The sequence below is a fragment of the Nocardia sp. NPDC005746 genome (genome assembly GCF_040630785.1).
Classification (GTDB): domain Bacteria; phylum Actinomycetota; class Actinomycetes; order Mycobacteriales; family Mycobacteriaceae; genus Nocardia.
This window is the reverse complement of sequence record NZ_JBEXYE010000005.1, coordinates 48,446-72,424: the sequence shown is the minus strand read 5'-3', so window position 1 is coordinate 72,424 and position 23,979 is coordinate 48,446. Positions and strand designations below refer to the sequence as shown.

General features: G+C 68.9%; 26 protein-coding genes. 8 read left to right on the top strand and 18 right to left on the bottom strand.

From position 1 onward, the window contains the following. Positions 1 to 40 precede the first annotated feature (40 nt). Entirely contained in the window at positions 41 to 1,138 is a 1,098-nt protein-coding gene (locus ABZ412_RS11285) for a D-alanine--D-alanine ligase family protein (RefSeq protein WP_357279187.1), read from the top strand. Between the two features lie 107 nt (positions 1,139 to 1,245). After that, entirely contained in the window at positions 1,246 to 1,542 is a 297-nt protein-coding gene (locus tag ABZ412_RS11280; RefSeq protein ID WP_357279185.1) for a DUF6191 domain-containing protein, read from the top strand. Between the two features lie 26 nt (positions 1,543 to 1,568). On the opposite strand, the gene ABZ412_RS11275 is transcribed toward ABZ412_RS11280, so the two are convergent. Then, positions 1,569 to 2,255: a DUF3515 domain-containing protein gene (locus tag ABZ412_RS11275; RefSeq protein WP_357279183.1), complete on the bottom strand. Its 687-nt coding sequence runs from the start codon at positions 2,253 to 2,255 to the stop codon at positions 1,569 to 1,571. 32 nt (positions 2,256 to 2,287) lie between these two features. On the opposite strand from ABZ412_RS11275, the gene ABZ412_RS11270 reads away from it, so the two are divergent. The 3 genes from ABZ412_RS11270 to ABZ412_RS11260 are packed head-to-tail and all read left to right on the top strand — an operon-like array spanning position 2,288 to position 4,398. After that, positions 2,288 to 3,382, top strand: a complete 1,095-nt coding sequence (locus tag ABZ412_RS11270) for a thiamine-phosphate kinase (RefSeq protein ID WP_357279181.1) — start codon at positions 2,288 to 2,290, stop codon at positions 3,380 to 3,382. A gap of 47 nt (positions 3,383 to 3,429) precedes the next feature. Further along, positions 3,430 to 4,107, top strand: coding sequence for a uracil-DNA glycosylase (locus ABZ412_RS11265; protein ID WP_357279964.1), 678 nt, complete (start codon positions 3,430 to 3,432; stop codon positions 4,105 to 4,107). Positions 4,108 to 4,140: 33 nt separating this feature from the next. Beyond that, on the top strand, positions 4,141 to 4,398 hold the full coding sequence (locus ABZ412_RS11260) for a hypothetical protein (RefSeq protein ID WP_357279179.1): 258 nt from the start codon (positions 4,141 to 4,143) through the stop codon (positions 4,396 to 4,398). Between the two features lie 16 nt (positions 4,399 to 4,414). Here the strand turns inward: ABZ412_RS11260 and ABZ412_RS11255 are convergent, their stop codons facing one another. The 4 genes from ABZ412_RS11255 to ABZ412_RS11240 all read right to left on the bottom strand — a co-directional run bounded on the left by ABZ412_RS11255 (position 4,415) and on the right by ABZ412_RS11240 (position 6,827). Next, positions 4,415 to 4,915, bottom strand: a complete 501-nt coding sequence (locus ABZ412_RS11255; protein WP_357279177.1) for a GNAT family N-acetyltransferase — start codon at positions 4,913 to 4,915, stop codon at positions 4,415 to 4,417. An 85-nt stretch (positions 4,916 to 5,000) separates the two neighbouring features. Then, positions 5,001 to 5,192, bottom strand: coding sequence for a 50S ribosomal protein L28 (gene rpmB, locus ABZ412_RS11250; RefSeq protein WP_011210730.1), 192 nt, complete (start codon positions 5,190 to 5,192; stop codon positions 5,001 to 5,003). Between the two features lie 195 nt (positions 5,193 to 5,387). After that, a complete protein-coding gene (tnpB, locus tag ABZ412_RS11245) occupies positions 5,388 to 6,527 on the bottom strand; it encodes an IS607 family element RNA-guided endonuclease TnpB (RefSeq protein ID WP_357279962.1) in 1,140 nt (379 codons plus the stop codon). Then, complete coding sequence (locus ABZ412_RS11240; protein WP_357279174.1) at positions 6,528 to 6,827, bottom strand: helix-turn-helix domain-containing protein; 300 nt, start codon at positions 6,825 to 6,827, stop codon at positions 6,528 to 6,530. Positions 6,828 to 7,112: 285 nt separating this feature from the next. Between ABZ412_RS11240 and ABZ412_RS11235 the strand changes: the two genes are divergently transcribed. Both ABZ412_RS11235 and recG read left to right on the top strand, forming a co-directional pair. Next, the gene (locus ABZ412_RS11235; protein ID WP_357279959.1) at positions 7,113 to 9,140 is read left to right on the top strand and encodes a DAK2 domain-containing protein; all 2,028 of its coding nucleotides are present in this window, start codon (positions 7,113 to 7,115) and stop codon (positions 9,138 to 9,140) included. Next, positions 9,141 to 11,408 (top strand): ATP-dependent DNA helicase RecG, encoded by a 2,268-nt coding sequence (recG, locus tag ABZ412_RS11230; protein ID WP_357279172.1) that lies wholly within the window; start codon positions 9,141 to 9,143, stop codon positions 11,406 to 11,408. It abuts the gene before it with no gap. Positions 11,409 to 11,412: 4 nt separating this feature from the next. On the opposite strand, the gene ABZ412_RS11225 is transcribed toward recG, so the two are convergent. The 8 genes from ABZ412_RS11225 to ABZ412_RS11190 form a co-directional block, all read right to left on the bottom strand. Beyond that, the gene (locus tag ABZ412_RS11225) at positions 11,413 to 12,129 is read right to left on the bottom strand and encodes a hypothetical protein (RefSeq protein ID WP_357279170.1); all 717 of its coding nucleotides are present in this window, start codon (positions 12,127 to 12,129) and stop codon (positions 11,413 to 11,415) included. Positions 12,130 to 12,177: 48 nt separating this feature from the next. Further along, positions 12,178 to 12,399 (bottom strand): DUF397 domain-containing protein, encoded by a 222-nt coding sequence (locus ABZ412_RS11220; RefSeq protein WP_357097547.1) that lies wholly within the window; start codon positions 12,397 to 12,399, stop codon positions 12,178 to 12,180. Positions 12,400 to 12,650: 251 nt separating this feature from the next. Then, on the bottom strand, positions 12,651 to 13,022 hold the full coding sequence (locus ABZ412_RS11215; protein WP_357279168.1) for a hypothetical protein: 372 nt from the start codon (positions 13,020 to 13,022) through the stop codon (positions 12,651 to 12,653). Between the two features lie 23 nt (positions 13,023 to 13,045). Beyond that, positions 13,046 to 13,489: a roadblock/LC7 domain-containing protein gene (locus ABZ412_RS11210; RefSeq protein ID WP_357279166.1), complete on the bottom strand. Its 444-nt coding sequence runs from the start codon at positions 13,487 to 13,489 to the stop codon at positions 13,046 to 13,048. A 95-nt stretch (positions 13,490 to 13,584) separates the two neighbouring features. Next, entirely contained in the window at positions 13,585 to 14,430 is an 846-nt protein-coding gene (locus ABZ412_RS11205) for a hypothetical protein (RefSeq protein ID WP_357279164.1), read from the bottom strand. Continuing rightward, the gene (locus ABZ412_RS11200; RefSeq protein WP_357279162.1) at positions 14,420 to 14,812 is read right to left on the bottom strand and encodes a hypothetical protein; all 393 of its coding nucleotides are present in this window, start codon (positions 14,810 to 14,812) and stop codon (positions 14,420 to 14,422) included. The genes ABZ412_RS11205 and ABZ412_RS11200 overlap by 11 nt, the downstream gene beginning before the upstream one ends. 236 nt (positions 14,813 to 15,048) lie before the next feature. Beyond that, a complete protein-coding gene (locus ABZ412_RS11195) occupies positions 15,049 to 16,470 on the bottom strand; it encodes a short-chain fatty acyl-CoA regulator family protein (protein WP_357279160.1) in 1,422 nt (473 codons plus the stop codon). Between the two features lie 217 nt (positions 16,471 to 16,687). Continuing rightward, positions 16,688 to 17,902 (bottom strand): DUF445 family protein, encoded by a 1,215-nt coding sequence (locus tag ABZ412_RS11190; RefSeq protein ID WP_357279157.1) that lies wholly within the window; start codon positions 17,900 to 17,902, stop codon positions 16,688 to 16,690. A gap of 107 nt (positions 17,903 to 18,009) precedes the next feature. On the opposite strand from ABZ412_RS11190, the gene ABZ412_RS11185 reads away from it, so the two are divergent. After that, entirely contained in the window at positions 18,010 to 18,918 is a 909-nt protein-coding gene (locus tag ABZ412_RS11185) for a helix-turn-helix domain-containing protein (protein WP_357279155.1), read from the top strand. Between the two features lie 12 nt (positions 18,919 to 18,930). Here the strand turns inward: ABZ412_RS11185 and ABZ412_RS11180 are convergent, their stop codons facing one another. From ABZ412_RS11180 to ABZ412_RS11160, 5 genes are all read right to left on the bottom strand, one after another. Then, positions 18,931 to 19,107: a DUF1737 domain-containing protein gene (locus ABZ412_RS11180; RefSeq protein ID WP_357279153.1), complete on the bottom strand. Its 177-nt coding sequence runs from the start codon at positions 19,105 to 19,107 to the stop codon at positions 18,931 to 18,933. A gap of 33 nt (positions 19,108 to 19,140) precedes the next feature. Next, the gene (locus ABZ412_RS11175; RefSeq protein WP_357279151.1) at positions 19,141 to 19,680 is read right to left on the bottom strand and encodes a hypothetical protein; all 540 of its coding nucleotides are present in this window, start codon (positions 19,678 to 19,680) and stop codon (positions 19,141 to 19,143) included. Positions 19,681 to 19,827: 147 nt separating this feature from the next. Continuing rightward, complete coding sequence (locus tag ABZ412_RS11170; protein WP_357279148.1) at positions 19,828 to 21,351, bottom strand: serine/threonine-protein kinase; 1,524 nt, start codon at positions 21,349 to 21,351, stop codon at positions 19,828 to 19,830. A 186-nt stretch (positions 21,352 to 21,537) separates the two neighbouring features. Continuing rightward, on the bottom strand, positions 21,538 to 22,728 hold the full coding sequence (locus ABZ412_RS11165; RefSeq protein ID WP_357279146.1) for a hypothetical protein: 1,191 nt from the start codon (positions 22,726 to 22,728) through the stop codon (positions 21,538 to 21,540). Further along, complete coding sequence (locus tag ABZ412_RS11160) at positions 22,725 to 23,975, bottom strand: hypothetical protein (RefSeq protein WP_357279143.1); 1,251 nt, start codon at positions 23,973 to 23,975, stop codon at positions 22,725 to 22,727. The genes ABZ412_RS11165 and ABZ412_RS11160 overlap by 4 nt, the downstream gene beginning before the upstream one ends. Positions 23,976 to 23,979: the final 4 nt, after the last annotated feature.

The window sequence follows — 23,979 nt, the reverse complement described above, 5'->3', positions numbered from 1 at the left end:
GTAACACTGCCGCCACAATCGACCGGGTACGGTTCGGGGCATGACCAACAGGACCAGGGTGGCGGTGGTGTTCGGCGGCCGCAGCAACGAGCACGGGGTGTCGTGTGTGTCCGCGCGCACCGTGTTGGCGAGCCTCGATCCGGAACGCTACGAGGCGGTTCCGATCGGCATCACCCGGGACGGCACCTGGGTGCTCGGTGACGCCGACCCGCGGACGCTGTCCGCGCGGGATCGGGCGCTTCCCATGGTCGACGACAAGGGCACCGCGCTGGCGCTGACGGCGGATCCCTCGCGCGCGGGCGCGCTGGTGCCGCTGGACGGTGCGGAGACCGTGCTCGGCGCCGTCGACATCGTGTTCCCGGTGCTGCACGGCGCGTTCGGTGAGGACGGCACGCTGCAGGGTCTGCTGGAACTGGCCGAACTGCCCTATGTCGGTCCGGGCGTGCTGGCCAGCGCGGCCGGCATGGACAAGGAATTCACCAAGAAACTGCTTGCGGCCGAGGGTCTTCCGATCGGCGTGCAGATCGTGCTGCGTCCCGGCGTCGCGACCGTCTCCGCCGCCGACCGCGATCGCCTGGGCCTGCCGGTGTTCGTGAAGCCCGCCCGCGGCGGCTCCTCCATCGGCATCACCAAGGTGGACAGCTGGGACCTGCTCGACGCCGCCATCGAGGAGGCGCGCCGCCACGACCCGAAGGTGATCGTGGAGGCCGGGATCGTCGGCCGTGAGGTCGAGTGCGGCGTGCTGGAATTCCCGGACGGCCGGGTGGAAGCCAGTGTGGTGGCCGAGATCCGGATGCCGGAGGACGACGCGCAGGCCCCCGACTTCTACGACTTCGACACCAAGTACCTCGACGACGTCTGCGAGTTCGACGTTCCCGCCAAGCTGGACGACGCTGTGTCCCAGGAGATCCGGGACCTCGCGGTGCGCGCCTTCCGCGCCCTGGACTGCCAGGGCCTGGCCCGCGTCGACTTCTTCGTGACCGCCGACGGGCCGGTCATCAACGAGATCAACACCATGCCCGGCTTCACCTCGATCTCCATGTACCCGCGTATGTGGGAGGCCGCGGGGATCGACAACCGGACCCTGGTGAGCACCCTCATCGAGACCGCCCGCGCCCGCGGCACCGGCCTGCGCTGACCCTCGTCGCAGACGGCCCGGTTCATCATTTCGGATGATGGACCGGGCCGTTCGCATGCGACCGCGGGGCGACGCCGGCGGCCCGGCCCGCGCGTAGCCTCGACGGTGTGCTCGTCGCCCTCACGATTCCCGGTCTGGCCCTGCTGATCATCGCGCTGGCCTTCGCCGACGTCGCGTATCGCAAGCTGACCGGGCGCACCGCGCTGCCGTGGATGCGGAACGAGGACGGCCGGGGCGCGGCGGCCATCGGCCTGGAACAGTTCGACGCGGCCTTCAGCTCCGGCAAGCGGCTGGAGATGGAACAGCGGCAGTCGGTGCTCATGCACCGGGAGAATCCGGGCGACGGCGACGAGGGACCCGAGGTCGACCTCACCGCCGGGAAGGCCACGCTCCGCAAGCTCTGAGCGACCGCCTTCTCCGTATATATCTGTCAGTTGGGGATCGGGTTCGGATCCATCGGCTTCTCGGACATGGCCTTCTTGATGGCCTCCGAAACCTCCTGCAGCGGAGTCGCTCCGGCATTGTCGGGCATGGTCAGCGCGATGTAGGTGCCGCGGTCCACGGCCCACCAGGTGCCGGAGGTGACGCCGCTGGTCTGGTCGCGCAGCTCGAACCAGTTGACCCCGTTCACCACCTGCAACGGCGAGGACTTGGTGAATTCGAGCGGCCGGTCCAGCCCGCAGCGCACCACGATGGCGTCGCCGCCGTCGGGCAGCTGCCAGGCATGGGTGGCGGGCGGCGCGGGCTGCATCAGTTCGGCGGTGGTGTAGTCGCCGATCTTGTCGGGCAGGGCGGGGAGCAGCGCGGTGCATTCGGGTCCGGCGGCCGCGGGCGCGGGCACCGAACCGAGGGCCAGCGGGTCGCGGCTGTGGTGCCGGTTGGCCAGCACGCCCATGACGATCAGTCCGACGACCAGGGCGACCGGCAGTGCGACGGCGGTGGCGATGAGCGCGGGCGAGCGACGCATCTCGTACTCGGCGTCCCCGGCGTTCGCGGACTCCGGCGTCGAGTCGGCGTCGGCCTCGGTGGCGGGCGTCTCGGCCGCCGCGTCCTCGAGGGCGTCGGGCGCAGCCGCGTCGGTGTTGTCCGGTTCGGTGCCGCGGGTGTCGTTGCTCATCCGGTCGTCGATCCCCGATCGTGCCGTGCCGGGTGTGCGCATCCTCGCGGTGTGCTGCCCGGCTGCTGGTCGTCGATTGCGGGTTCGAGGGTACCGTCGAGCGGTCGGCCGCCCGCATCACACTCGCCCCGAAGGAGACCGCCATCACCACCGCCAGCGATCCGCAGTCCGTTCCGGCCGCCCGCACCGTGGGCGAGCTCGGCGAGTTCGGGCTCATCGCGCTGGTGAACGCGGGGCGCACGCAGACGCCGGGCGTGCTGCTGGGCCCGGGTGACGACGCCGCCGTGATCGCCGCGCCCGAGGGCCGGTTCGTGGTGACCACCGACATGCTGGTGCAGGACCGGCACTTCCGGACCGACTGGTCGAGCCCGCAGGAGATCGGCCGCAAGGCCATCGCCCAGAACACCGCCGACGTGGTGGCCATGGGCGCGGTGCCGAGCGCGTTCGTGGTGGGGCTGGGCTGTCCCGCGGAGACGCCGGTCGAATTCGTGCGCGCGCTCGCGGACGGGATGTGGGCCGAGGCCGGGCGGGCGGGAGCGTCCATCGCGGGCGGCGACATGGTGCGCAGCCCGCTGATCGTCATCAGCGTCACGGCCTTCGGGGATCCGCGCCGCGCGCCGATCAGGTTGTCGGGTGCGCGGCCGGGCGATGTGGTGGCGGTGGCCGGGCCGCTGGGTCATTCGGGCGCGGGGTTCGCGGTGCTGTCCGCGGGCACGGCCGGGAAGCCCGAATTCGCGGACGTGGTTGCCGCGCACCGGGTTCCGCGGCCCCCGTACGATGCGGTGCTGGAGCTGCCCGATACCGCGGAGATCACCGCGCTCACCGATGTGTCGGACGGCTTGCTGGCCGACCTCGGGCATATCGCCGAATCCTCGCGGGTGTCCATCGATCTGGAGTCCGCCGCCCTGGCGGACCCGGAGTTGGAGGCGGTCGGCAAGGCGCTGGGCGTCAGCCCGCTGGACTGGATTCTGGCGGGTGGCGAGGACCACGCCTTCGCCGCGACCTTCGCCGATTCGAGCGAGGTGCCGGAGGGCTGGCGACGCGTCGGCCGGGTTGTCGCGGGCGAGGGCGTGACGGTGGACGGAACCTCCCGAACCGGACCTGCCGGTTGGGATTCCTTCGTATAGCAGGGTCCGGTACCGCGATGAAACTCGACACGATAAGTTTTCCCGACATGGGCGCGAAACCACTGTCGGAAGTCATCGATACGGGCTGGGCCGAGGCCCTCGAACCGGTGGCCGACCGTATTGCCGCGATGGGTGAATTCCTGCGAGTCGAAAACGCCGAGGGGCGTGGCTATCTCCCGAAGGGGGAGAACGTGCTGCGGGCCTTCCAGCGGCCGTTCGACAAGGTGCGGGTACTCATCGTGGGTCAGGATCCGTATCCGACGCCGGGGCATCCGGTGGGCCTGAGTTTCTCGGTGGCCCCGGACGTTTCGCCGATTCCGCGCAGCCTGACCAATATCTACTCCGAGCTGACCAAGGACCTCGGCCTGCCGATGCCGTCCAACGGTGACCTGTCGCCGTGGTGCGATCAGGGCGTGCTCATGCTCAACCGCGTGCTGACCGTACAGCCGGGCCAGCCGGCCTCGCATCGCGGCAAGGGCTGGGAAGCGGTGACCGAGCAGGCAATTCGCGCGCTGGTTGCCCGTGACCAGCCGCTGGTGGCGATCCTGTGGGGCCGCGACGCGTCCACGCTGAAGCCGATGCTGGGCGATACTCCGTACATCGAGTCCGCGCATCCGTCACCGCTGTCGGCTTCGCGGGGATTCTTCGGATCCCGTCCTTTCTCCCGAACCAACGAATTGCTGGGTACCCTGGGGGCCGCGCCGGTCGACTGGCGTCTGCCGTAGCGCTGATCCGTTACCTGATTCAGGAGCATGTGTATGCAGAAGAAGACTGCCCGTGGTGTTTTCGTCGCTCTGGCCGCCGGTGCCGCGCTGGCCTCGGCCCCGGCCATCGCCAACGCCGAGCCGTTGACCCTGGACCCCTACGTCCCCGAGTCCACGACCTCGGTCAAGCCCGTCGGCAGCCTGCTCGACACCAACAGCGTGAGCGGACTCTCGTCCAACGTCACCTCGCGGACGGCGTGCCTGCTGCAGTCGATCAGCCAGCAGGTGGATTGCCTCAACGGCGCGTCCTGAACCGCGGCGCCGGGCCTCACCCCGTCAGGGCCCGGCGCACCATCCGCACTTGCATTGCGGGAGAGAAGGCTTCGACTCGGCGTTCGCCGTCGGGTTCGAAGCCGTATTTCGTATAGAAGGCCCGCGCGCGGGGGTTCTCCTCGAACACCCACAGCGCGATGTCGCCGGTCTCCGGCAGCACCTCGTCCATCAGCGCCTGGGCCACGCCCGTGCCGTGATAGGTCGCGCGCACGTAGAGGGCGCTGAGCTCGTATTCGGCGGCGGGTGACTCCTCGCGATTCTCGCCGCTGCCCGCGAAGCCGATGACGGCGCCGTCGTCGAGCACCGCGACCCGGATCCGCCCCGGGTACTCGAACAGGATCCGGTTCCACGCGGCCGCCCGCCGCTCCACGTCGAAGGCGTCGAGCACGTGCTGGGGCACCAGTCCCCGATACGCCTCCCGCCAGCAGGCTATGTGGCATTCGGACATGCTGTGGACGTACTTCGGTTCGAGTGGAACGACCTGCCACTCACCCATGGTTGCCACCCTGTCTCGTCCCTGAAACGGCAAAAGCCCCGGTTCACCCATTGTGGGTGCCGGGGCTTCCGACGAAAAGCGCTTATCAGCCGCGAACGACCTTGCCCGCCTTCAGGCAGGAGGTGCAGACGTTCATGCGGCGGGTGTTGCCGGGGGCAACCTGGGCGCGCACGGTCTGGATGTTCGGGTTCCAGCGACGGTTGGTGCGCCGGTGCGAGTGCGAAACCGACTTACCGAAGCCGGGGCCCTTGGCGCAGACGTCACAGACGGCAGCCATAGTCGCGAGCTCCTTCATGTCATAGAGGGACCCGCTGCACGACGTACAGCGTGTCCGAAAGCCTAATGTCTTGGACCGTACCTACCGGCTGAGAGCCGGTGAACGCATGCCGATGCCTGAGCGAGCAGGACCGTGCCTGCGTGAGGCAACCGCCCAAGAGTAGCCAACCCGTCCCAGGCATGTCCAATCAGCCGTTCACGGAATATGTAGTTCCGGTCCGTGACCTGCCCGATTGCTCGAGCAGGGTTGACCCGCAACCACAGTCTCGGGTCTTCCCGTGGCAATACCACTGCCCGGCGAACCGGGTCTGACATGGTTTCCATCGGGCAAGTTTTCCGTCCCGCCGCAACTCTGCGAGGACGCCAACACCGCTAAATTCCGGGCGGCGTTGAGATCGCGGTCCAGTATCAGCCCGCATTTGTCACAGATGAACACCCGCTCCGACAGGTCCAGTTTGGCTTTCACCGCACCACACGAGGGGGACGAACATTTTTTCGAACTCGGGAAGAACCGATCCGCCACCAACAGACGACCACCATGGCGGAGGGTCTTGTAGCTGAGTTGGCGACGAAACTCACCGAACCCGGCATCAGCGATATGTGTGGCCAGGCACCGATTCCTCAGCATCCCCGCCACATTCAGATCCTCCACAACGATGTTGCCGAACCGGGCCGCGAGCGCGGTGGTGAGTTTGTGCAGGCCGTCACGGCGCATCGCAGCGACCCGCGTCTCGAGCCTGGCCACCTTCGCATTCGCCTTGCACCATCGTCGTGACGGTGGCACCCCACGGCGGTGGTCGGGCCCTCGACGGCGGGCACGAGCACGAGCCAGACGCCGCCGAGCCCGCTGCACCCGCTGATAGTGGCGTGGATTGAGCACCCGCCCTTCAGTATCGGTCACCCCCGGCACCGGTTGGGAGACAACCGCGAGGGCTTTCACCCCGACATCGGTCCCGACCCGGGCATCGGGCCGGACCGGCGGCCGGTCACGGCGCTGCACGTGGACGGTGAACGACACCCACCAGTGGCCGCCCCGTCGCGAGATGATCATCGACCCGATCCGGGCGGTCCCGTTCACCAACCGCCGCGCGAGTTTGCGGGTCGATTCCCCGGTCCGCACCAACCCGATGCGCGGAATCTTCACCCGGCGACACCCCTCGGCGAGGCCGTAGGACCCGGTGGTCACAGTGAACGCGGGCCGGGATTGCTTTCTCTTCCATCGCGGCAGTCCCATCCGTGGCCCGGCGCGGACACCACGCTTGGAGGCGGTGTAGTTCGCGAACGCGGTGGCAAGTTGGGCGAGTCCGCTCGCGTAAGCCTCCTTGCTGTTCTCTATTCACCAGGGCGCGACCCGGTCCTTGTCGGCGTTCCACGCCTTGCGCAAGCTGTAGGCAGACGTGCTGACTCGGGGGGTGAGATGTTCGGCTGCGATCCCGTAGCTGGTTTCTGCGGCACGTTGGTCCCAGTTGGCGAGGACGTGGCGCAGGCCCCAGTTGTAGGCGAAACGGGCTGCCCCGCAATGAGACCGCAACAACTGTTCCTGATCGCTGGTCGGTTCCAGCGCGAACCGGTAGGCCTGCACCGTCGGCTCCGACACCACCTCTGGTGACGCGGTCTCGGGCCCGGTTTCGCTCACGTGTTCGAGGCTAGGTAATTCCTCGGCGACACGGCAAACCCCAACCAGTCGACACGCCACACCGATTCGCTTGGTGACGGCGCGAAATTTCGCAGAACACCACAAATTAGCCCAAATCGCCCAGCAGCTCGAATCCCTGGCATCGGGTTCGTATGCGGTGTGCGAATGTCAGGCGAGGGTGCGGTGTCGGTTGCCCCGACTAGGCTGGCGAGGGGATTTCACGACGTGAGCGGAAGGACGGTGACGGTGCCCGGGGTAGCGGACGCGCTCGACGGTACGGCCCTGTTGAACTGGGGTCGCCTCACCCTCACCGCCCTGGAACGCCACCGGGACGAGATCAACGCCCTCAATGTCTTCCCCGTCGCCGACTCCGACACCGGCACCAACCTGCTCGCCACCATGCGGGCGGCCGTCTACGGGGCGGAGGAAGCGGTGCGCGCCGCCGACGCCGCCGTTCGTGCGATCGTCCCCGCTCCGGACCGGGCAACCGAACCGGGCGAGATGGAGGAGAGCGGACCGGCCGCCGCGGCGGAGCGTGGTCGCGGCGGGGACGGTCGGCTCGACGGTGACCAGGTTGCGCCCACGGATCGGCTGTCGGGTGAGCGGGGGCTGCCGGCTCGGACCGTGGCGGCGGCCATGGCGCGCGCGGCGACTTTCGGGGCGCGCGGGAATTCGGGGATCATCCTGTCGCAGGTTTTGCGGGGGATCGCGGACGCGGTGGCCGAGGGGCCGCTGACCGAGCGGGCGTTGCGGGTGGCGTTGCGGCGGGCGGCGCGGTTGGTGCGGGAGGCGTTGAGTTCGCCGGTCGAGGGGACCATGCTCACCGTGCTGGACCGGGCCGCCGAGCGCGCCGCCGAGGCCACGGACCGGGATCTGCTCGCGGTGGCGCTGGCCGCGGCGGACGGGGCGGCCAAGGCGCTGGGGGAGACTCCCGCGCAATTGGGAGTGCTGCGGGAAGCCGGGGTCGTCGACGCCGGGGCGCGCGGATTACTGGTGCTGCTGGACGAATTGGTGGCGGCCGCCGGAGGTCGAGCGCCCGCCCGGCCGGTCTACCGGCGCGGTGCGCCCGACGAGCGACCGGCGCACCGGCCGGATGAGCGGCATCGCCGGGCGGGCGGGGATTCCGCCGCTGCGTCGGCTGCTCCGCCCGGCTTCGGCGCCGAGGATGACGCCGATCGTGAGATCGACACCGACTCCGTCGATTCGGGCGTGGCCGGAGTGGTGTCGAGCCCGCGTGCGGGTGCGCCGACCGCGGCAGCCGGTGGCATCGGGAATTCCGGTGATGAGGCGACGAGTTCTGTTGTGGCCGTACCGAATTCGCGTGCTTTCGGGCCTCGCTCGCACGTGGCCGGATCGGGTTCGGGCATGACCGAGTCGGGTTCGGGGTCGCACCGCCCGCGGGCCGCATGGGCCGCGGTGCCGCACTACGAGGTCATGTTCCTGGTGCGGGAGACGGATGAACCGCGCGTCGGTGTGCTGCGGGATCGGCTGGCGGAGCTGGGCGATTCGGTGGTGGTCGTGGGCGACGGCGCCGATACCTGGTCCGCGCATGTGCACTGCGGTGACGCGGGCGCTGCCGTCGAGGCCGGGCTGGTCGCGGGGGCGGTGACCGGGATTCGGATCGAGATCCTCGACGATTCCGGGCATGCGCCGCGGGGAAAGGCGGATCGGGCGATCCTGGCGGTGGCGTCCGGGGCCGGGGCGGTGCGGTTGTTCGAGGACGCGGGGGCGGTCGTGATCGAGGGGGCGGTCACCGCGGAGGTGCTGCTCGAGGCGGTTCGGAGAATGCCGCATCGGGAGGTGCTGGTGTTGCCGAACGGGGCCTTGCCCGCGCACGAGCTGGTGGCGGTGAGTGTGGCGGCGCGCGACGGCCGGCGGGAGGTGTTGATGCTGCCGTGCGCGTCGATGGTGCAGGGCCTGGCGGCGCTGTCGATGCACGATGCCGGACGGGTCGCGGCCGATGACGCGTTCGCCATGTCGGAGGCGGCAGCCGGAACCCGGTGGGGTGCGTTGCGGGTCGCGCCGGAGCGCGCGCTGACCATGGTGGGGATGTGCGCGGCGGGCGACGGGCTCGGGTTGGCCGGCCACGATGTGGTGGTCATCGATTCCGATGTACGGGCCGCCGGCCGCACGCTGCTGGACCGAATGCTGGGCCTGGGCGGGGAATTGGTGACCATGCTCCTGGGCGGCGATGCGCCCGAGGGGCTTTCCGACGACTTGACCGCGCATGTGGCGGCGGGCTTCCCGGGTGTGGAAGTGGTGGTGTACCCGGGCGGTCAGGCCGGTGACCTGGTGCAGATCGGGGTGGAATAGATGGCGACGCTGGCTGATCGGCTCGATCACGTGCTCGGGGTGAAGGCGGCGGAATCGCTGCAGGAGCACTTCGACATGCAGACCGTCGAGGATCTGCTGCGGCACTATCCGCTGCGCTACGCCACCCAGGGGCAGCCGCTCACCGAGGAGCAGCCGGAGGAGGGCCAGCACATCACGGTGATGGGCCGGGTCACCAAGACCGATCTGCGCCCGATGAAGAACCGTCGCGGCAGCCTGCTCAAGGTGAACCTGGACACCGGCGGCCCGCGCCCGGTGGAGATCACCTTCTTCAATGGCGACAAGGTCCGCTATCTGGTGAAAGATGGTGTGCGGGCGATGATGTCGGGCACCGTGCACTGGTGGCGGCCGGACCGCTGGAATCTCTCGCACCCCGACTATCTGATCCTGCCCGAGCAGGGCGAGTCGATCGAGAACCTCACCTCGGTGCGTGGCGGCGGCGCGCTGCGTGGCCTGGCTCAGACCGCGAAAGGCGCGGGGGGAGTGGATGTCTCGTTCTTCGAGCGCGAGTTCATCCCGGTCTATCCGTCGACGGCGAAGGTGCAGAGCTGGGATCTGCTGCGCTGCATCCGGCAGGTGCTCGATCAGCTGGACCCGATCGACGACCCGCTCCCGGAATCGCTGCGCACCGAGCATTCGCTGCTGCCGGTGTCGGACGCGCTGCGCCTGATCCACCTACCCGAGCACAAAGCCGATATCGAGGCCGCCCGCGGCCGGCTGCGTTTCGACGAGGCGATGGCCCTGCAGCTGGTGCTGGCCGAGCGCCGCCATCAGACCGAGGGCCGCACCGCGAAGCCGTGCCCGCCGCGCACCGACGGCATCGCCGCCGCCTTCGACAAGCGGCTGCCGTTCGAGCTGACCGAGGGGCAGCGCGCGGTCATCGACGAAATCTCCGCGGACCTGTCGCGTCCGCACCCCATGCATCGGCTGTTGCAGGGTGAGGTGGGTTCGGGCAAGACCATCGTGGCCCTGCACGCCATGCTGCAGGTGGTGGACAACGGTCAGCAATGCGCGCTGCTCGCGCCCACGGAAGTCCTGGCCGCCCAGCACTATCGGTCGCTGTCGAAGATGCTCGGCGATCTGGGGACGGCGGGTGAGCTGGGCGCGGACGAGAACGCCACCAAGATCGTGCTGGTGACCGGTTCGATGTCGGCGGGTCAGAAGAAGGCCGCCCTGCTGGACGCGGTGACCGGTGACGCCGGTCTGGTGATCGGCACCCACGCCCTGATCCAGGACAATGTGGAGTTCTTCGACCTGGGCATGGTGGTGGTCGACGAACAGCACCGGTTCGGTGTCGAGCAGCGGGATGCCCTGCGCGCCAAGGCGAAAGGCGCGGCGAGCCCGCACCTGCTGGTGATGACCGCGACGCCGATTCCGCGCACCATCGCCATGACCACCCTCGGTGATCTGGAGACCTCGGTGCTGACCCAGCTGCCGCGCGGCCGGTCGCCGATCACGTCGAAAGTCGTTCCCGCCAAAATGAAACCGGCGTGGGTGGATCGCGCGTGGGAGCGCATCCACGAAGAGGTGACGCAGGGTCGGCAGGCCTATGTGGTGTGCTCGCGCATCGGCGACGAGGAGGAGAACGGGAAGGGCAAGGGCCGCAAGGCGAAAGCCGGGGAGGAGAAGGAAGGCCCCACCACCCATTCCGCCGTCGACATGTACGAGATGCTCGCGGCGGGCCCCTTCAAGGATCTGCGCGTCGGCCTGCTGCACGGCCGACTGCCCGCGGACGAGAAGGACCGCGTCATGCGGGATTTCAACGACGCCGAGATCGATGTGCTGGTCTGCACCACGGTGGTCGAGGTCGGTGTCGATGTCCCGAACGCCACTGTCATGGTGATCGTGGACGCCGATCGCTTCGGCGTCAGCCAGTTGCATCAGCTGCGCGGCCGGGTCGGGCGTGGCAAGCACGCGGGTCTGTGCCTGCTGATCACCGAGACCAATCCGATGGGGACGGCCATGGCCCGGCTGGAGGCGGTCGCGGCCACCACCGACGGCTTCGAACTCGCGGTCCTGGATCTCAAACAGCGTCGCGAGGGTGATGTGCTGGGCTCGGCCCAGTCCGGTACCGCCCGCAGCCTGCGCCTGCTGTCGCTGCTGGACGACCTCGAGGTCATCACCGCCGCACAGGAAGTGGCGCGTGAGATCGTGTCCTCGGATCCGGGTCTGAAGAACCATCCGGGTCTGGCGGGCATGATGCGCGCGGCCGTGGATGGCGAACGTCTGGAGTATCTGGCCAAGTCCTGACGGACTATTCGGCGGTGGCGTCGTCGGGGGTCAGGCCGGCGAGTTCGCGCCACCGCGCCATCTCCTCCTCGTGCGAGCCGGACAGCGTGGCCTCGGTGACGTCCACCGCGGCGGCGTCGTCACTGTCGCCGTCGCGGGTGAGCAGCATCAGCGGCCAGCTCGGTTCGTCGGTGTGGGCCGGGCCGAACGGCTGCCAGTCCCAGGGCCCGCCGAAACGCCAGGCGCGGCCGGAGGAGTCGGCGACCTCGTCGCCCGGTTCGAGGAAAGCGTAGGGGCGGAACCGCAATTCGACGGTCCGGGGGATGCCGTCGTCGGGATCGAACACCGGTTCCTGATCGGTTGCTCCGGGCTCGTCGGCGAGACCGGCACGTAGGTAGGCGATCTCCCGGCGCGGCCGGGGCAGCCGGCCGATGGCGCGGGGCGGTTCGTGCTCGCGCAGCCCGGTCACGCGAACCAGGGTCGGCGGAATCCCGACCCGGCACGGCGCGTCGGCCGCGAGTTCGCCGTCGGCGGGCCGGATTCGGAACAGCTCGTGTTCCCAGCCGGGTGCGCCGGGTCCGGTCGGCACCGTGACGACGCCGTTCCAGCCGTCGCCGTCGGGATCATCGGCCCACCAGGGCCATTCGACGCGGACCTGGTCCGCCGTCAGCTCGGTGACCCGTGCCGCGGTGAACGGACAGGACAGCTCGAGGATGTCACCGACCCGGTATTCGAACGCCACAGCCACCGAACCTAGCCCGTCCGTGGCGTGGACGTCCCCTTCGCCGGGCTAAACGGCGGCGGGGAATTCGTCGGCCTTGACGCCCTCGATGAAGGATTCCCACTCGCGCACGGTGAAGAGCAGCACCGCGCCGTTGCTACCCTCCTTGCTGTGGGCGACCACGATGCCGCGGCCGGGCCAGTAGCCGACCTGCACGCAGCTGCCGTTGGCGCCGCCGACGGTGCTGGTCCGCATCTGCAGTCCGTCCGGCAGATCTGCCTTGGTAGTCATGAGCGGGTTCCCTTCGTCCTTTCACAGTCGGGTTCGGACGCGAGGCGAAGACGAGCAGCCGGGGTCCTCGATGCGGGACAACGCCGTCTGGCATCGGCTGACGCGGTTCACACTACCGGCTCGGTGCTGGAAGTGTGCCCGGTATCGACTGTCAAAACGGTGATCCGTCATGGGGATTCAGAGTGGTGTTCGCCCGTACGGGGATTCGGCGAATTCGCCCGTACGGGCACCCGGGTTCGGCGCGGAACGGGTCACACCTCGAGGTCTTCCTCGATGCCCCTGAGGCGGTGGCGGGCCATGGCCAGGTTGGCCCGGGTGCGGTCGAGCGCCAGATACAGGAACAGGCCCTTGGATTTCCGTCCGGTCATCGGCCTGATGATGTGATACTGGCTGCTCAAGGTGATGAGGACGTCCTCGATCTCCTCCTTGATGGCGAGCTGGTCGATGGTGCGCATCTTGGCCCGCACCACCTCGGTGTTGCCCGCGGCTGCGACCTGGAGGTCCAGCGCCTTGGAGCTGCCGAGCATGCCGAGCGCCATGCCGCTGTTGTAGTCGACCACGGCCGCGCCGATCGCGCCGTCGATCACCATCATGTCCTTCAGTGCGATATCCATGTTGGACATGGGGTTTCCTTTCAATCGGTGTTTCACTTGGGGTTCGAAGTCTGTGTTCCGGGCGGCAGCGCGGCGGCCGGATCGGCGTCGCCGGTGACGGCCGCGAGATGGTCGGCGATGGCCCGGGCGGTGGGCCGCGATTCCAGGTGCACGCGGCCGATATTCGTGCCGGGCCCGGCGAGCACGGTGAGCGAGGCGGTCCAGCCCACGGCGTAGATGACGACGTCGCCGCTCTCGCCGTGCACCACCACCTCGTGGAAGCCGCCGCCGTGCGCGGTCGCGGCGAGCCGGTGCGAGAGCGAGAGCTGTGCGGCGGTGAGCGCCGCCATGCCCGCCGGCTCGATGTGCGAGGGCAGATCGTGTGCGATGAGCAGCCCGTCGGTGGATGCCACCAGCGTGCCGGTCAACTGCGGCACCCGGTCCCGCAGCGCCTTCAGCTCCCTGTGTACTTGCGTGTTCGGTTCTGGGCCGGACATCGCCACTTTGGTCAACCTTCCTATCAATCCGCCGAGCCGCCTTCGCCGCGCGGTCACGCGAGCTCCTCCAAGGCCGCCTCCCTATCCGTTCGCGGTCATGCCAGTTCCTCCAGTGCCGCCCGTAGCCGGATGAGGACGTCCCGGTCGGGCGGTTCCCAGCGGTCGGGGACGGCGACCGCCGCGGCCTGCGACACCCGGCGGCGCAGCGGCGGGGCGGAATTCGCTGCCGCCGCGGAGTTCTCGTCCGGGGCGGGGGATCGTTCGGCCGGTTGCCGGTCCGGCTCGGTGACGGCGCCGATGTGGTCGGCCAGGGCCACCATGACCGGCGCCTCGATCAGCCCCGCCGCGGTGAGTTCGCGCACCGCGAGCAGGCAGCCGTAGGTGGTGCGGCCCAGATCCTCGCCGAGCCCGGTGATGGTGCGGCGGGCGTCGACCGCGGCGAGCACCTCGGCCTGGCCGCCGGTGAGCACCACCCGCCGCCGCTGCACTCGTCGCACCGGGACCACGGCGACGCGATCCACCAGCTCCACCGGCCACACGCCGGCGCTGGGGTCGCCACGGCGGGCGCATTCGTGGATGAGCGCGCCCGGGGTGATGCGGCAGGTGTGGGCCAGCCAGTGCGCCGGCCCTTCTCGGAACTCCACCCGGGCGGGCGCGGCCAGCAATAGGTAGGCGGCATCGAAGACCGACAGCAGCGCAAGGGTTTCCAGCCGCGGGCCGGTTGGTAACTGGTCGGGGGTTCCGGACCGGGCGCGGCGCCAGCCCTCGGCGTCGGTGAGCCCGGCGGTTATCGCCAGGCGATCGAGTCCGGTGGTGCGCCGGCAATCGGCGGCCACGATCGCGCCCTCGACGAGATGAAATGCGCCATCGCCCACGGTGAGTACGCCGGTGCCGCGTTGCTGTTCCAGTCGTCGTAGTTCGATGACGAGTTCACTGTCCATGATCATCCTTGGAGAATTCGGCGAGAATTATCCTCAGCTGGTACCTGGCCATGGCGAGATTGCCGGTGTCGCCGTCGAAGAGAACGTGCACGAAAAGCCGTCCGTCGAAATCGCCGTCGATCAAATTCAGCAAGTGATATCCGCCGGTTCCGCACACGATGATCTCGGTGATGTCGTCGCCGCGGCGGCCGGTGGCCATGGCCGGGGAGGTGAGCACCGAGCGCACGACATCGGTTGCGGCAGCAGCGTCTTCGTGTTGATCGACGACGTCGTGGCGACCGGCGGCGGCGATGGCCAGCCCGCTCGCGCCGTCCACGAGGGTGACGCTGCGTGCACCGGGAATGTCCATGATGCGTTTGAGGCATCCGTCGATACCGATCACTGCCGCCCACCGCTTGTTCCGGGAAATATTCGAGCGAATCCAGACGCTACACAGGATGGGCGGGGGATGGGGAGCAAACGCCGGATTAATCCGGGTAACTCATGATTTTCCAGGTGCGCGATCAAGAATACTAGACAGTATTAATACCTTTCGGTATTTGATGAAATCGGGCGAAATGGATATCCAAAATGGATGAGGGCAAGCATGATGCACGCCTCGCTTCCGGCTGTCCGGACTCAGTGGGGCAGACGGGGGTACGGCAGATCCGAACTGGTGTGCTCGTCGATCGCCAGCGGCCGCCCGATCTGCGGGAAGGCGCGCTGGGCGCAGGACGGGCGCTCGCACACCTTGCAGCCCGCTCCGATGGGTACGGCCGCGGCGGGATCCTCGATCTCCAGGCCGCGTGAATAGACCAGGCGGTCCGCGTATTCGATATCGCAGCCCAGTCCGATCGCGAATTCCCCTCCGGCACCGCCGAACCCGCTCGGCGTGGGCGCGGTGGTGCGGGCCACCCACAGGTAGCGCCGCCCGTCGGGCATGGACGCCACCTGCGACAGCATCCGGCCGGGCTGGTCGAACGCCTCGTGCACCACCCACAGCGGGCAGCTGCCGCCGACCCGGGAGAAGTGGAAGGCGGTGGCGGACTGGCGTTTCGAGATATTGCCCGCCCGGTCGCTGCGGATGAGGAAGAACGGCACCCCGCGCTGCCCCTGGCGTTGCAGCGTGGCCAGGCGGTGGCAGACGGTCTCGAAGCCGACCTCGAAGCGCAGGCCCAGCAGGTCGATGTCGTAGTGCAGTTCCTCGGCCGAGCGCAGGAACTTGCCGTAGGGCAGGATCAGCGCCCCCGCGAAGTAGTTGGCCAGCCCGATCCGGGCCAGCGTGCGGGATTCGCCGCTGAGGGCGGGGTTCTCGTCGAGCACCTCGTCGAGCAGCGCGCCGTGCAGCAGGAAGGCCAGGGTGGTGGCGATCTGGAAGGCGCGCTGCCCCGGCCGCAGCCGGCGGGCCAGGGTGAGCGTGCGGGTCTCGGGTTCGTAGTGGCGCTTGGGGATGTTCGGGTCGGCCCCGTCGCCGCGCACCAGGACGGTGACGCCCGCGCGTTCCTCGGCCACCCGCGCCAGCTGGCGGTCCAGGGAGCCGATGGTCAGCCCGCTCTCCTCGAACAGCCGCTCGGCGGCCAGGTCCAGCTGGGCGATGTGATTGTGGTGATCGTAGAAGAAGTCGCGCACGTCCTCGTAGGGCATCGCGACGCCGGGCACGCCGGCGGGGGTGGCCACCTTGGAGGACAACAGATCCAGCTGGTCGGTCGCGGCCCGTAGTCGGCGATGCATGGCCACAACGATTTTCGCGACCTCGGGCATGCGGGTGGCCAGATCCTCGACCTCGGCCACCGGCGCGGCATTGCCGCCCGCGGCCTCCACCAGGATCTCGTGCAGGTCCGAGACCAGCCGCGCGTCGGAGTCCGCCGCGAAGAACTGCACGTCCAGGTCGAAGGTGGAATTCAGTTTGAGCAGCACGGGAATCGTGAGCGGTCGCTGATCACGCTCGAGCTGGTTGAGGTAGCTGGGCGACAGGTCCAGGGATTTGGCCAAGGCCGCCTGGGTCATCCGCCGTTCCTCGCGCAACCGCCGTAGTCGGGCCCCCGCATACATCTTGCGCACGTGGGGGATGGTACCGATTCGAATTCGCAAACATCGCAATTTGAGGAGACTCGCGGCGATTTCGCCGACGCTGCGTGGTACTTCACCGTGCCGTCCAGCATGCGTAGCATGCGAATTCGAGACTACCGGCGGTTTTGCGCGCGAGTGCCCATAGTACGACCAACGCCACGCCGACGGGCTGGAACGGCGGTCGGAAAGTGCCCCGAAATCGGCGGACTCACCCCAGAATCAGGTGAACCTGGAGTTCGCCGACCAGGAATCCGAGCACCGCGCCGATCGCGACCAGCTTCCATTCGTCCTGCTTGAAGGCGGGGCGCAGCAGGCCCTCGTACTCGTCGTCGGACAACTGCTTGGTCTTCTCGATGACCAGACTGCGGACATCGAGGGCCTCGATGGCGTGCTGGTCGAAACCGGAGTGGGCGGCGGCCTTGATGTGGTCGAGGACGAAGGTGACCGCGTCACGTTCGATGGCGGTGTAGCTGTCGCCCGCGACCATCATGACCAGCGGGCGGGCCGGGCCGGTCTGTAGTTCCAGGAACTCGCTGACGTGGCGGCTCAGCAGGGATGCCAACCGGTCGGCTCGTTCGCCATGGAGGACGGCCTCGAGAATGCGTGCGGGGGTGAGGATCTCGGTGGCGATCAGGTCGCCGTAGTCGGTGCAGACCTGCTCGCGCCGCTTGTGGAACAGGCCCTGCCACTTGAACGGTCCGATACCGACCGGACGGATCGGGCGGAAGATCATCTGCAGCGCCAGCCAGTCGGTGAGCAGACCGGTGAAACCGCCGAACGCCGGCATGAGCAACGGGTTGTGGGTCAGCGACCAGGTGAACATCTGCACGAAACCCAGCACGGTGCCGAAGATCAGCCCGGAGCGCACGATGAAGCGCAGCTCGTTGTTGCCGACCCGGCGCACCATCTCCACCAGCAGCGACTTGTCCTCGACCAGGGCGCTGATGGCCATGCCGCGCAGGTCCATCACCTGGTCGAGATTGGTGCGCAGGTCGAAGACGATGTCCTCGATCAGTTGCGGCAGATCCCGTTGCGCGCGTTCGATGATGGCGCGTTGCGCGGCCTCGGGCATGTTCACCCACAGCCGCGGCTCGTGCTTCATCATCATGGTGCGCACCATGTGGTCGACGCCCGCGTCGAGGGGTTCGCGCAGGCGCGTGGTGAGTTCGCCGATGTCGATGCGGGCGATGATGTCCTGCGGATCGATCAGCTTGCCGAACATGAGGTCCACGGCGATGGTGGCCATGCGCGGCGCGGAGCGGGGGATGACGCCCTGCCAGCCCAGCCACGGTGGGATGCCCTTGAACTCGAGCGGTTTCATGAGCATCTGCACGGCGACGATCTTGGTCACCCAGCCGATGAGCGCCGCGACGAGCGGGATGGAACAGTACAGCAGCCAGTGGTCGGCGAAATCCGCGATCACGACCCGCTCGGCCCCTGTGCCCTGGTTGCCATGCCCTGCTCCTCGATGCGACTATTCGTACCCAGCCGTACGGCTATTTGTGCCGCGGCTCAGGCTAGGAGACCGTGGTGCCCACAGGCAAGACCGAGAGTTCGCCCCCCACTCAGCGGGTGGTGGCCATCGTGGAACTGCTCGCCGCCCAACGCGACTCGCTCACCGCCGCCGAGATCGCCGACACCCTCGGCCTGAACCGCTCCACCGCGGGCTCCATCCTGGCGGCCCTGGCCGACCGCGGCTGGGTCCGCCGCCTCCCCGATCTCAGCTACGAACTGGGCGGCCGCCTCGCCGCCATCGGCGCCCGCGCCGCCGCCGGCCGCCACGATCGTGCCTGGTTGGAGCGCGAATTGGAGGAACTGGCCGACCGCGTGAACTGCGGCGCCGCCCTCACCGCGCTCAGCGGCGGCCACCTCAAATTCGTCGCCGTCACCCGCGACCGCCTCACCGTCGGCATGGAATCCGGCGTCCGCATCCCCCTGCTGGCCCCCGCCGGCGCCGCGATCATCGCCCACACCGGCAAGGTCCGCCAACGCGACTGGCTCGACACCCGCGGCACCGAACGACGTGACGAATATCGCGCCGTCCTCGATACCCTGCGCACCGCCGGCTACTGCGCCTGGCGCCTCGAACCCGACAGCCTGCCCGGCCTCCGGGTCCTCTCCGACGTGGCCACCCACCTGGCCGAACACCCCGGTGACAAGGACCTCCGCGGCCGAGTCCTCGCCCAGCTGGCCACTTTCGGCGGCAGCGCCTACGACCAGCCCACCTTCGACTCCGAAGCCACCCTCCCCCTCAGTTACATGAGCGCCCCGGTTTTCGACGACAGCGGCCACGCCGTCATGGAACTCCAGATCGGCCCCCTCCGCCCCGACGTCACCCGCCCCGAACGCCGCCACTACCTGGCCGAACTCTCGGCAGCCGCCCGCCGCATAGGCGACGGCCTCGAATCCATCCCCTCCCGAACCCGCTTCCCCTCCTGACCCGCCCCGCGGTCAGCCTTCGCCCCACACCACCGCCTGCGCGGCAATGACAGAGACCCCATTGAATGTGACGGCGGGCGAGCCGTGCAGGCGATACCCCTGCTCCAGCAACGCACTGATCCGCTCACAGAACGTCGCGTCATCGGGACCGGTGATCAGGCGGTAGCGCAACACAGGCTGGTCGGTCATCACGTCAGCCTAGGACGGCGCCTGTTCGGGCACCTATTGCAGTTCGCGGGTGGTGGCGATCAAGAAGGTGATGGTGTCGCGGACTTTGGCGTCGGTCATCTTCAGGGGGACCGAGCTGGTGGCGGCGATCTTGTCGTCGATCGCGATCATGCCTTCCCAGGTGCCGATTCGGGTGAGGAAGGAGTCGTCGGCGGAACGCCAGACTTCCTCGTCGAAGCCGTCGAGGCGGTGGTAGCGGCCGCCTTCGGGGTCGGTGTGGTCTGGTTTGCGCATATTGCGGAGGGTCAGCCAGGCCACGTAGGGGGCTCGGGGCTTGAGGTTGAGGTAGCAGGAGCCGTTCATGCCGATGGTGGCATTGATGGTGCCTTGGCTGAGCTCGGCCACCTGGGCTTCGGGGACACCCAACGTGGTGTGGAAGAAGTCGAGCATGCGGGTGCACACATCGCGGTTGGAGTGGGCGGAAGGGGTTGAGCCGGGGTCGGATTGGGATGCCGGGGACGAACCGCAACCCGCCAGCACGAATACGACTGCTACCAGCAGGTATCGGAGGATCCCCCACCGTCTTCCGAGCACCACGACCTCCTGTTCGGGCCGGAGCGTAACAGGATGGCGGGGGCGCGCCAACCGCAGTGGCGCAGTTGCGCCTGGCCGCCCAACGCTACGTGAGACGCGGATCACGCTGGCGCGCAGGGACTTCCGGGAAGCGGTGCGGGGGAGGGGTCAGAGGACCTTGGCGATGGCGGGGACGATCTTGGCTATCGCGACATCCGTGGAATTCGGGGTCCAGCTCTGGAAGGCCTGCGCGGTGGCCGGGTCGTCGACGATGACCAGACGAGCGTGGGTGAGGTTGGAGGACAGGAAGGAACTCGGCAGGCCCCGCAGGCCGCCGTTGCCGGCCTGCTTGTCGGTGCGCACGACGATGACCAGATCGACGTCGGGGACCATCTCGCCGGACGCGGACAACGGGCGCGGGGAGGCTTCGTCGGGTTTGGCGCGGAAGTCTGTGGCGTAGCGGAAGCCGATGTCCTGCAGGAACTTCGCCTGCTCGCTCGAATCCAGGTCGACGGACAGGGAGCTGTCGCCGAGGTTGTAGGCGGCCACCGTCTTGTTGAGGAACGACGGATGCGCGGCGCGGACCTGGGCCGGGGAATCGCTGGGGGTGGAGGTGGTCTGGGTGACGGGGTCGCCGCCGGAATCCTGGTGCGTGGCCAGGTAGACCGCGGTGCCGGAAACACCCAGCAGCGCAACGGCCGCCGCCACCGCGAGGGCGCGCCGGCGTGTGGTGCGGGCGCCGCGGGTCGTGGACAGGGTCCCCGAGCCGATCGGCTGTGGCCGGGTGATCCGCTCGGTCGGCCGCTCGGACTCGACGACCGGCGGCGCGGAGGGCATCCGGCCCTGCACGGCGAGCGCGGCGTCCTCGGTGAAGTCCCGGCAGGTGGCGTAGCGGTCGTCGGGATCCTTGGCCAGCACCTTCGCGATCACCGCGTCCAGCGCGGGCGGCAGATCGGCGCGCAGCGTGCCCAGCGCGGGCGGCGGATCCTGGAGGTGACCCAGCGTGGCCTGGGCGATGGAATTCACCGGGAACGGCGTACGCCCGGTGAGCAGCTTCACGAAAGCGCAGCCGAGACTGTAGATATCGCCGCGATGATCCAGTGGCCCGGCGACCAGCCGCTCGGGGGCCGCGTAGGCGAGGGTGGCCATCATGGCGTCGGTGGCGGTGAGTTCGCGGCCGTCGGTCACCGACTTGGCGACGCCGAAATCGGTGAGCAGCACTCGTTCCTCGCCCGGATGCGCGTCCTCGTCACGGGAGAGCAGGAAGTTGGCGGGCTTCACATCCCGGTGCAGCAGCCCGCGCCGATGCGCGTAATCCAGGGCCTTGCCCACCTCGGTCACGATGCGCAGCGCCCGCTGCGGCGTCATCCCCTCGGGGTGCTGCTTCAACTCCACGGAGGCGTCGGTGCCGGGGATGTACTGCATGGCGATCCACAGCCGCCCGTCCTCCTCCCCGCGGGCGTAGACCGTCACGATGTTCGGATGATCCAGCTCCGCAGCGAGATTCGCCTCGCGCGCGAAGCGCGCCCGATACACCTCGTCGTGCGACAGATCGTTGCTGAGCACCTTCAGCGCGTCGAGCCGCCCGGGGAACATGGGATCCTGCACCAGATAGACGGTCCCCATCCCGCCACTGCCCAGCACCCGGATGATCCGGTGGCCGCCCACAACAGTGCCGGGCCGCAACGGCATGCTTATCCGCCTCTCCGGGCCTGCAGTGGCCCGCTCATAGCCGTTGCCGGTTTCGTGTCCGTGCCGGCGGTCGGTGCCGAACCACGTTCGGGCGTACCCGGCGAGTTGCCCCGAACTCGCGAGATCGGTTGTCGCCCTTGTCCAGGCCCTTGGAATGTAGCAACGATTGCCGGACCCGGCCGAGCGTCAGATGTGGCCATAGGCGAGCAGCTGATATTGGGCCGACAGCCGTTGGCGCAGATCCTGGGACTGGTCGGCGTACACCTCGGCCACGTAGCGCTGGTAGGGCAGATAGCACATGAACTTCGCGCCGATGGCGTACTTCACGTCTTTCAACTGCAGGCAGCGTGCCGTCGCCAGGCCGGGCGGCGGGTCGACGGGCTTGTACCGGTCGAGCAGTTCGTCGACGAAGGCGGCGATGAAGCGCTGGGCGGCCCCGTCGTCCTTCGTCCGATAGATATTGCTGAGCGAACTTGCCATCACGTCGATTCCGGCGTCGGCGTACGCGCGGCGGGAGGCGGCCGGTCGATCGTCGTGGGTGAGGGCGGCGTGCGGGCCGTACAGCCCCTCGCTCGCCCGGACCTGGCCCTTGCCCGCGGGCAGCACGCGGCTGAGCAGATCGTCGGGATCGCTGAGCAGGCCCGCCAGCTGGTCGGGCGGGGTGGGGCGATAGCCCCGTATCGATTCGATGGCCTTGTCCAGCATTCGCTTCGCCACGTCGATCAGGAATGCGGGACCGTCGGGAACCGTCAGGTCGTCCTCGACGTGCAGCCAGTACAGGTACTCGCCCTGCGGGTACAGGGCCCGCACCCATTCGAGGGAGGTGAGCGCGGCCCGTGCGGTCGGATAGCCGGGGATCTGCACCGGACCCTTGTCCGGGTATTCCGGATTCGTCTGTGACGCAAGGAAATCCGCGGCGGTCGCGGCCTGCGCGGGTTTGCCGAAGCGCAGCACGGTGAGATGCACGTTCAGTCCGAGCGAGGTGTCGTACCGATGCCGCCCACCGGTCTGCCAGCCCGCGATCAGCCCCGGCGCGCGATCGTTGAACCCGTCGATCCCCATCGGCGGATAGTCCGCGGTGATCGCGCTCCCGGCGGACCCGTAGCCCAGTCGCTCGTCGATCTCCAGCGGCAGCGGGACGTGCTCGCCCAGCCGGATCGCCTCCTGCACCACGTCCCCGACGCTGATGTCGGGCTTCATGGTGGTGATCTGCCGCGGCACCACCGGATAGTTCCCCGGATCCAATTGCGACACATCGACGGTCGCGGCCGGTGACGCGGGCGCGGCGGGGTCGGTCGGGCCGGACCCGCAGCCCCCGGCCAGCACGGCCGCCACCGTGAGCGCCAGCAGCCGGGTTCTCGCTCGTGCGATCCTCATCGCTGTCCGCTCCTGGCCAGCATCGAATACTGCGCCGACACCCGCTGCTCGAACGAGCCGGGCGCGCCGCCGCTGAACCGGGCCTGTGCCCCGATCACCGCCACGTACCGGCCGTAGACCACCGCGCACAGATAGGTGGCGTCGCGGATCGGCTCGGGTTCGTCGAGCCGCACGCAGTGCGCGTCGGTGATACCGCCGGGGTTCGGGACCTCGTCGTCGTCGCGGCCCAGCCGGGTCAGCGCGGTCTGTAAGCCGAAGGCCGCCTGCAGATCCCGGGTGCGGTACACGGTCGCCCCGTTGCGGGCGACCAGATCCACCCCGGCCGCCTCGAACGCGGGCCGCGCCACCGCCGTGTCGCGCTCGAAATGCAGTGCGCCCGCGGGCGTGTAGACCCCACCCTGACCGCGACCCCCGGACCGGTCGGAGTCGGAGCTGTCGTACTGATTGGGCAGCGTGAGATCCAGGATCGTGTCCGGATTGCCGGGCAGGTCCGGAAGATCCTCGAGCGGTGTGGGTTTCAGATCCGCCATCGCGGTGAGCTGGGCGCGCAGCATCTCCCGCAGCCGGGTGCCGAGCGCCGCCGGATCGTTCTGCGGGATCACGGCATGGCCGATGATCACGTACACGCCGCGCGCCGCGACCACCTCGCCCTTCTCGTCGGTCCGGGAGGAGGCTCGCACACTGTCGTGGGTGTCGGCGGGCAGCTCGGCGGTGTCGATCGGAATCGGGTGCCGCCCAGGGGCGTTCAACGCCTCCCAGTACCCGTCGACGGCCGCGCGGGCGGCCTGCTCGGTCGGGAAGCGCTGGATCGCGAGGGTGATGTGCTTGCGCGCCCGCACGCTGTCGTTGTTGCGCCAGATGTAGGCGCCCGCGATGAGCCGATTGCGTTCCGCGACCGGCTGCCAGTTCTTCGGGAACGGCCCGTTGTCGTCGTCGAAATCGGCGCCGGAGCTGCTCAGCAGCCGGGCCCCGCCCAGATACCGGACGTCGGGATCGATGCGGTCGGGCCCGGCCAGATACGTCATCATGCGCCGCGATTCGATCGCGTACGCGTCGGCGACCGTGCCGTAGAACGGCACGAATTCCGCCGGGGCCGACGGATAGGGTCCGACCTTCAGTTTCGGCAGATCGGCCGCGGTCATGCCGGGTACCGCGTGTCCGGACACCGGCCACGACCCGACCGCGTACCCCGCGCCGAGCACCGCCACGGCTGCTGCCGCCAACGCCACCGTCCGCAGTCGTCTCATCCGC

Excerpts from the sequence above, each read along its gene's own strand:
- ABZ412_RS11265 (WP_357279964.1), top strand. The coding sequence starts at position 3,430 with ATGGGCGCGAAACCACTGTCGGAAGTCATCGATACGGGCTGGGCCGAG.
- ABZ412_RS11180 (WP_357279153.1), bottom strand. The coding sequence starts at position 19,107 with ATGACCGACCAGCCTGTGTTGCGCTACCGCCTGATCACCGGTCCCGAT.
- ABZ412_RS11275 (WP_357279183.1), bottom strand. The coding sequence starts at position 2,255 with ATGAGCAACGACACCCGCGGCACCGAACCGGACAACACCGACGCGGCT.
- ABZ412_RS11160 (WP_357279143.1), bottom strand. The coding sequence starts at position 23,975 with ATGAGACGACTGCGGACGGTGGCGTTGGCGGCAGCAGCCGTGGCGGTG.
- ABZ412_RS11215 (WP_357279168.1), bottom strand. The coding sequence starts at position 13,022 with ATGTCCAACATGGATATCGCACTGAAGGACATGATGGTGATCGACGGC.
- ABZ412_RS11205 (WP_357279164.1), bottom strand. The coding sequence starts at position 14,430 with ATGGACAGTGAACTCGTCATCGAACTACGACGACTGGAACAGCAACGC.
- ABZ412_RS11220 (WP_357097547.1), bottom strand. The coding sequence starts at position 12,399 with ATGACTACCAAGGCAGATCTGCCGGACGGACTGCAGATGCGGACCAGC.
- ABZ412_RS11255 (WP_357279177.1), bottom strand. The coding sequence starts at position 4,915 with ATGGGTGAGTGGCAGGTCGTTCCACTCGAACCGAAGTACGTCCACAGC.
- recG (WP_357279172.1), top strand. The coding sequence starts at position 9,141 with ATGGCGACGCTGGCTGATCGGCTCGATCACGTGCTCGGGGTGAAGGCG.
- ABZ412_RS11285 (WP_357279187.1), top strand. The coding sequence starts at position 41 with ATGACCAACAGGACCAGGGTGGCGGTGGTGTTCGGCGGCCGCAGCAAC.
- ABZ412_RS11165 (WP_357279146.1), bottom strand. The coding sequence starts at position 22,728 with ATGAGGATCGCACGAGCGAGAACCCGGCTGCTGGCGCTCACGGTGGCG.
- rpmB (WP_011210730.1), bottom strand. The coding sequence starts at position 5,192 with ATGGCTGCCGTCTGTGACGTCTGCGCCAAGGGCCCCGGCTTCGGTAAG.
- ABZ412_RS11210 (WP_357279166.1), bottom strand. The coding sequence starts at position 13,489 with ATGTCCGGCCCAGAACCGAACACGCAAGTACACAGGGAGCTGAAGGCG.
- ABZ412_RS11260 (WP_357279179.1), top strand. The coding sequence starts at position 4,141 with ATGCAGAAGAAGACTGCCCGTGGTGTTTTCGTCGCTCTGGCCGCCGGT.
- ABZ412_RS11170 (WP_357279148.1), bottom strand. The coding sequence starts at position 21,351 with ATGCCGTTGCGGCCCGGCACTGTTGTGGGCGGCCACCGGATCATCCGG.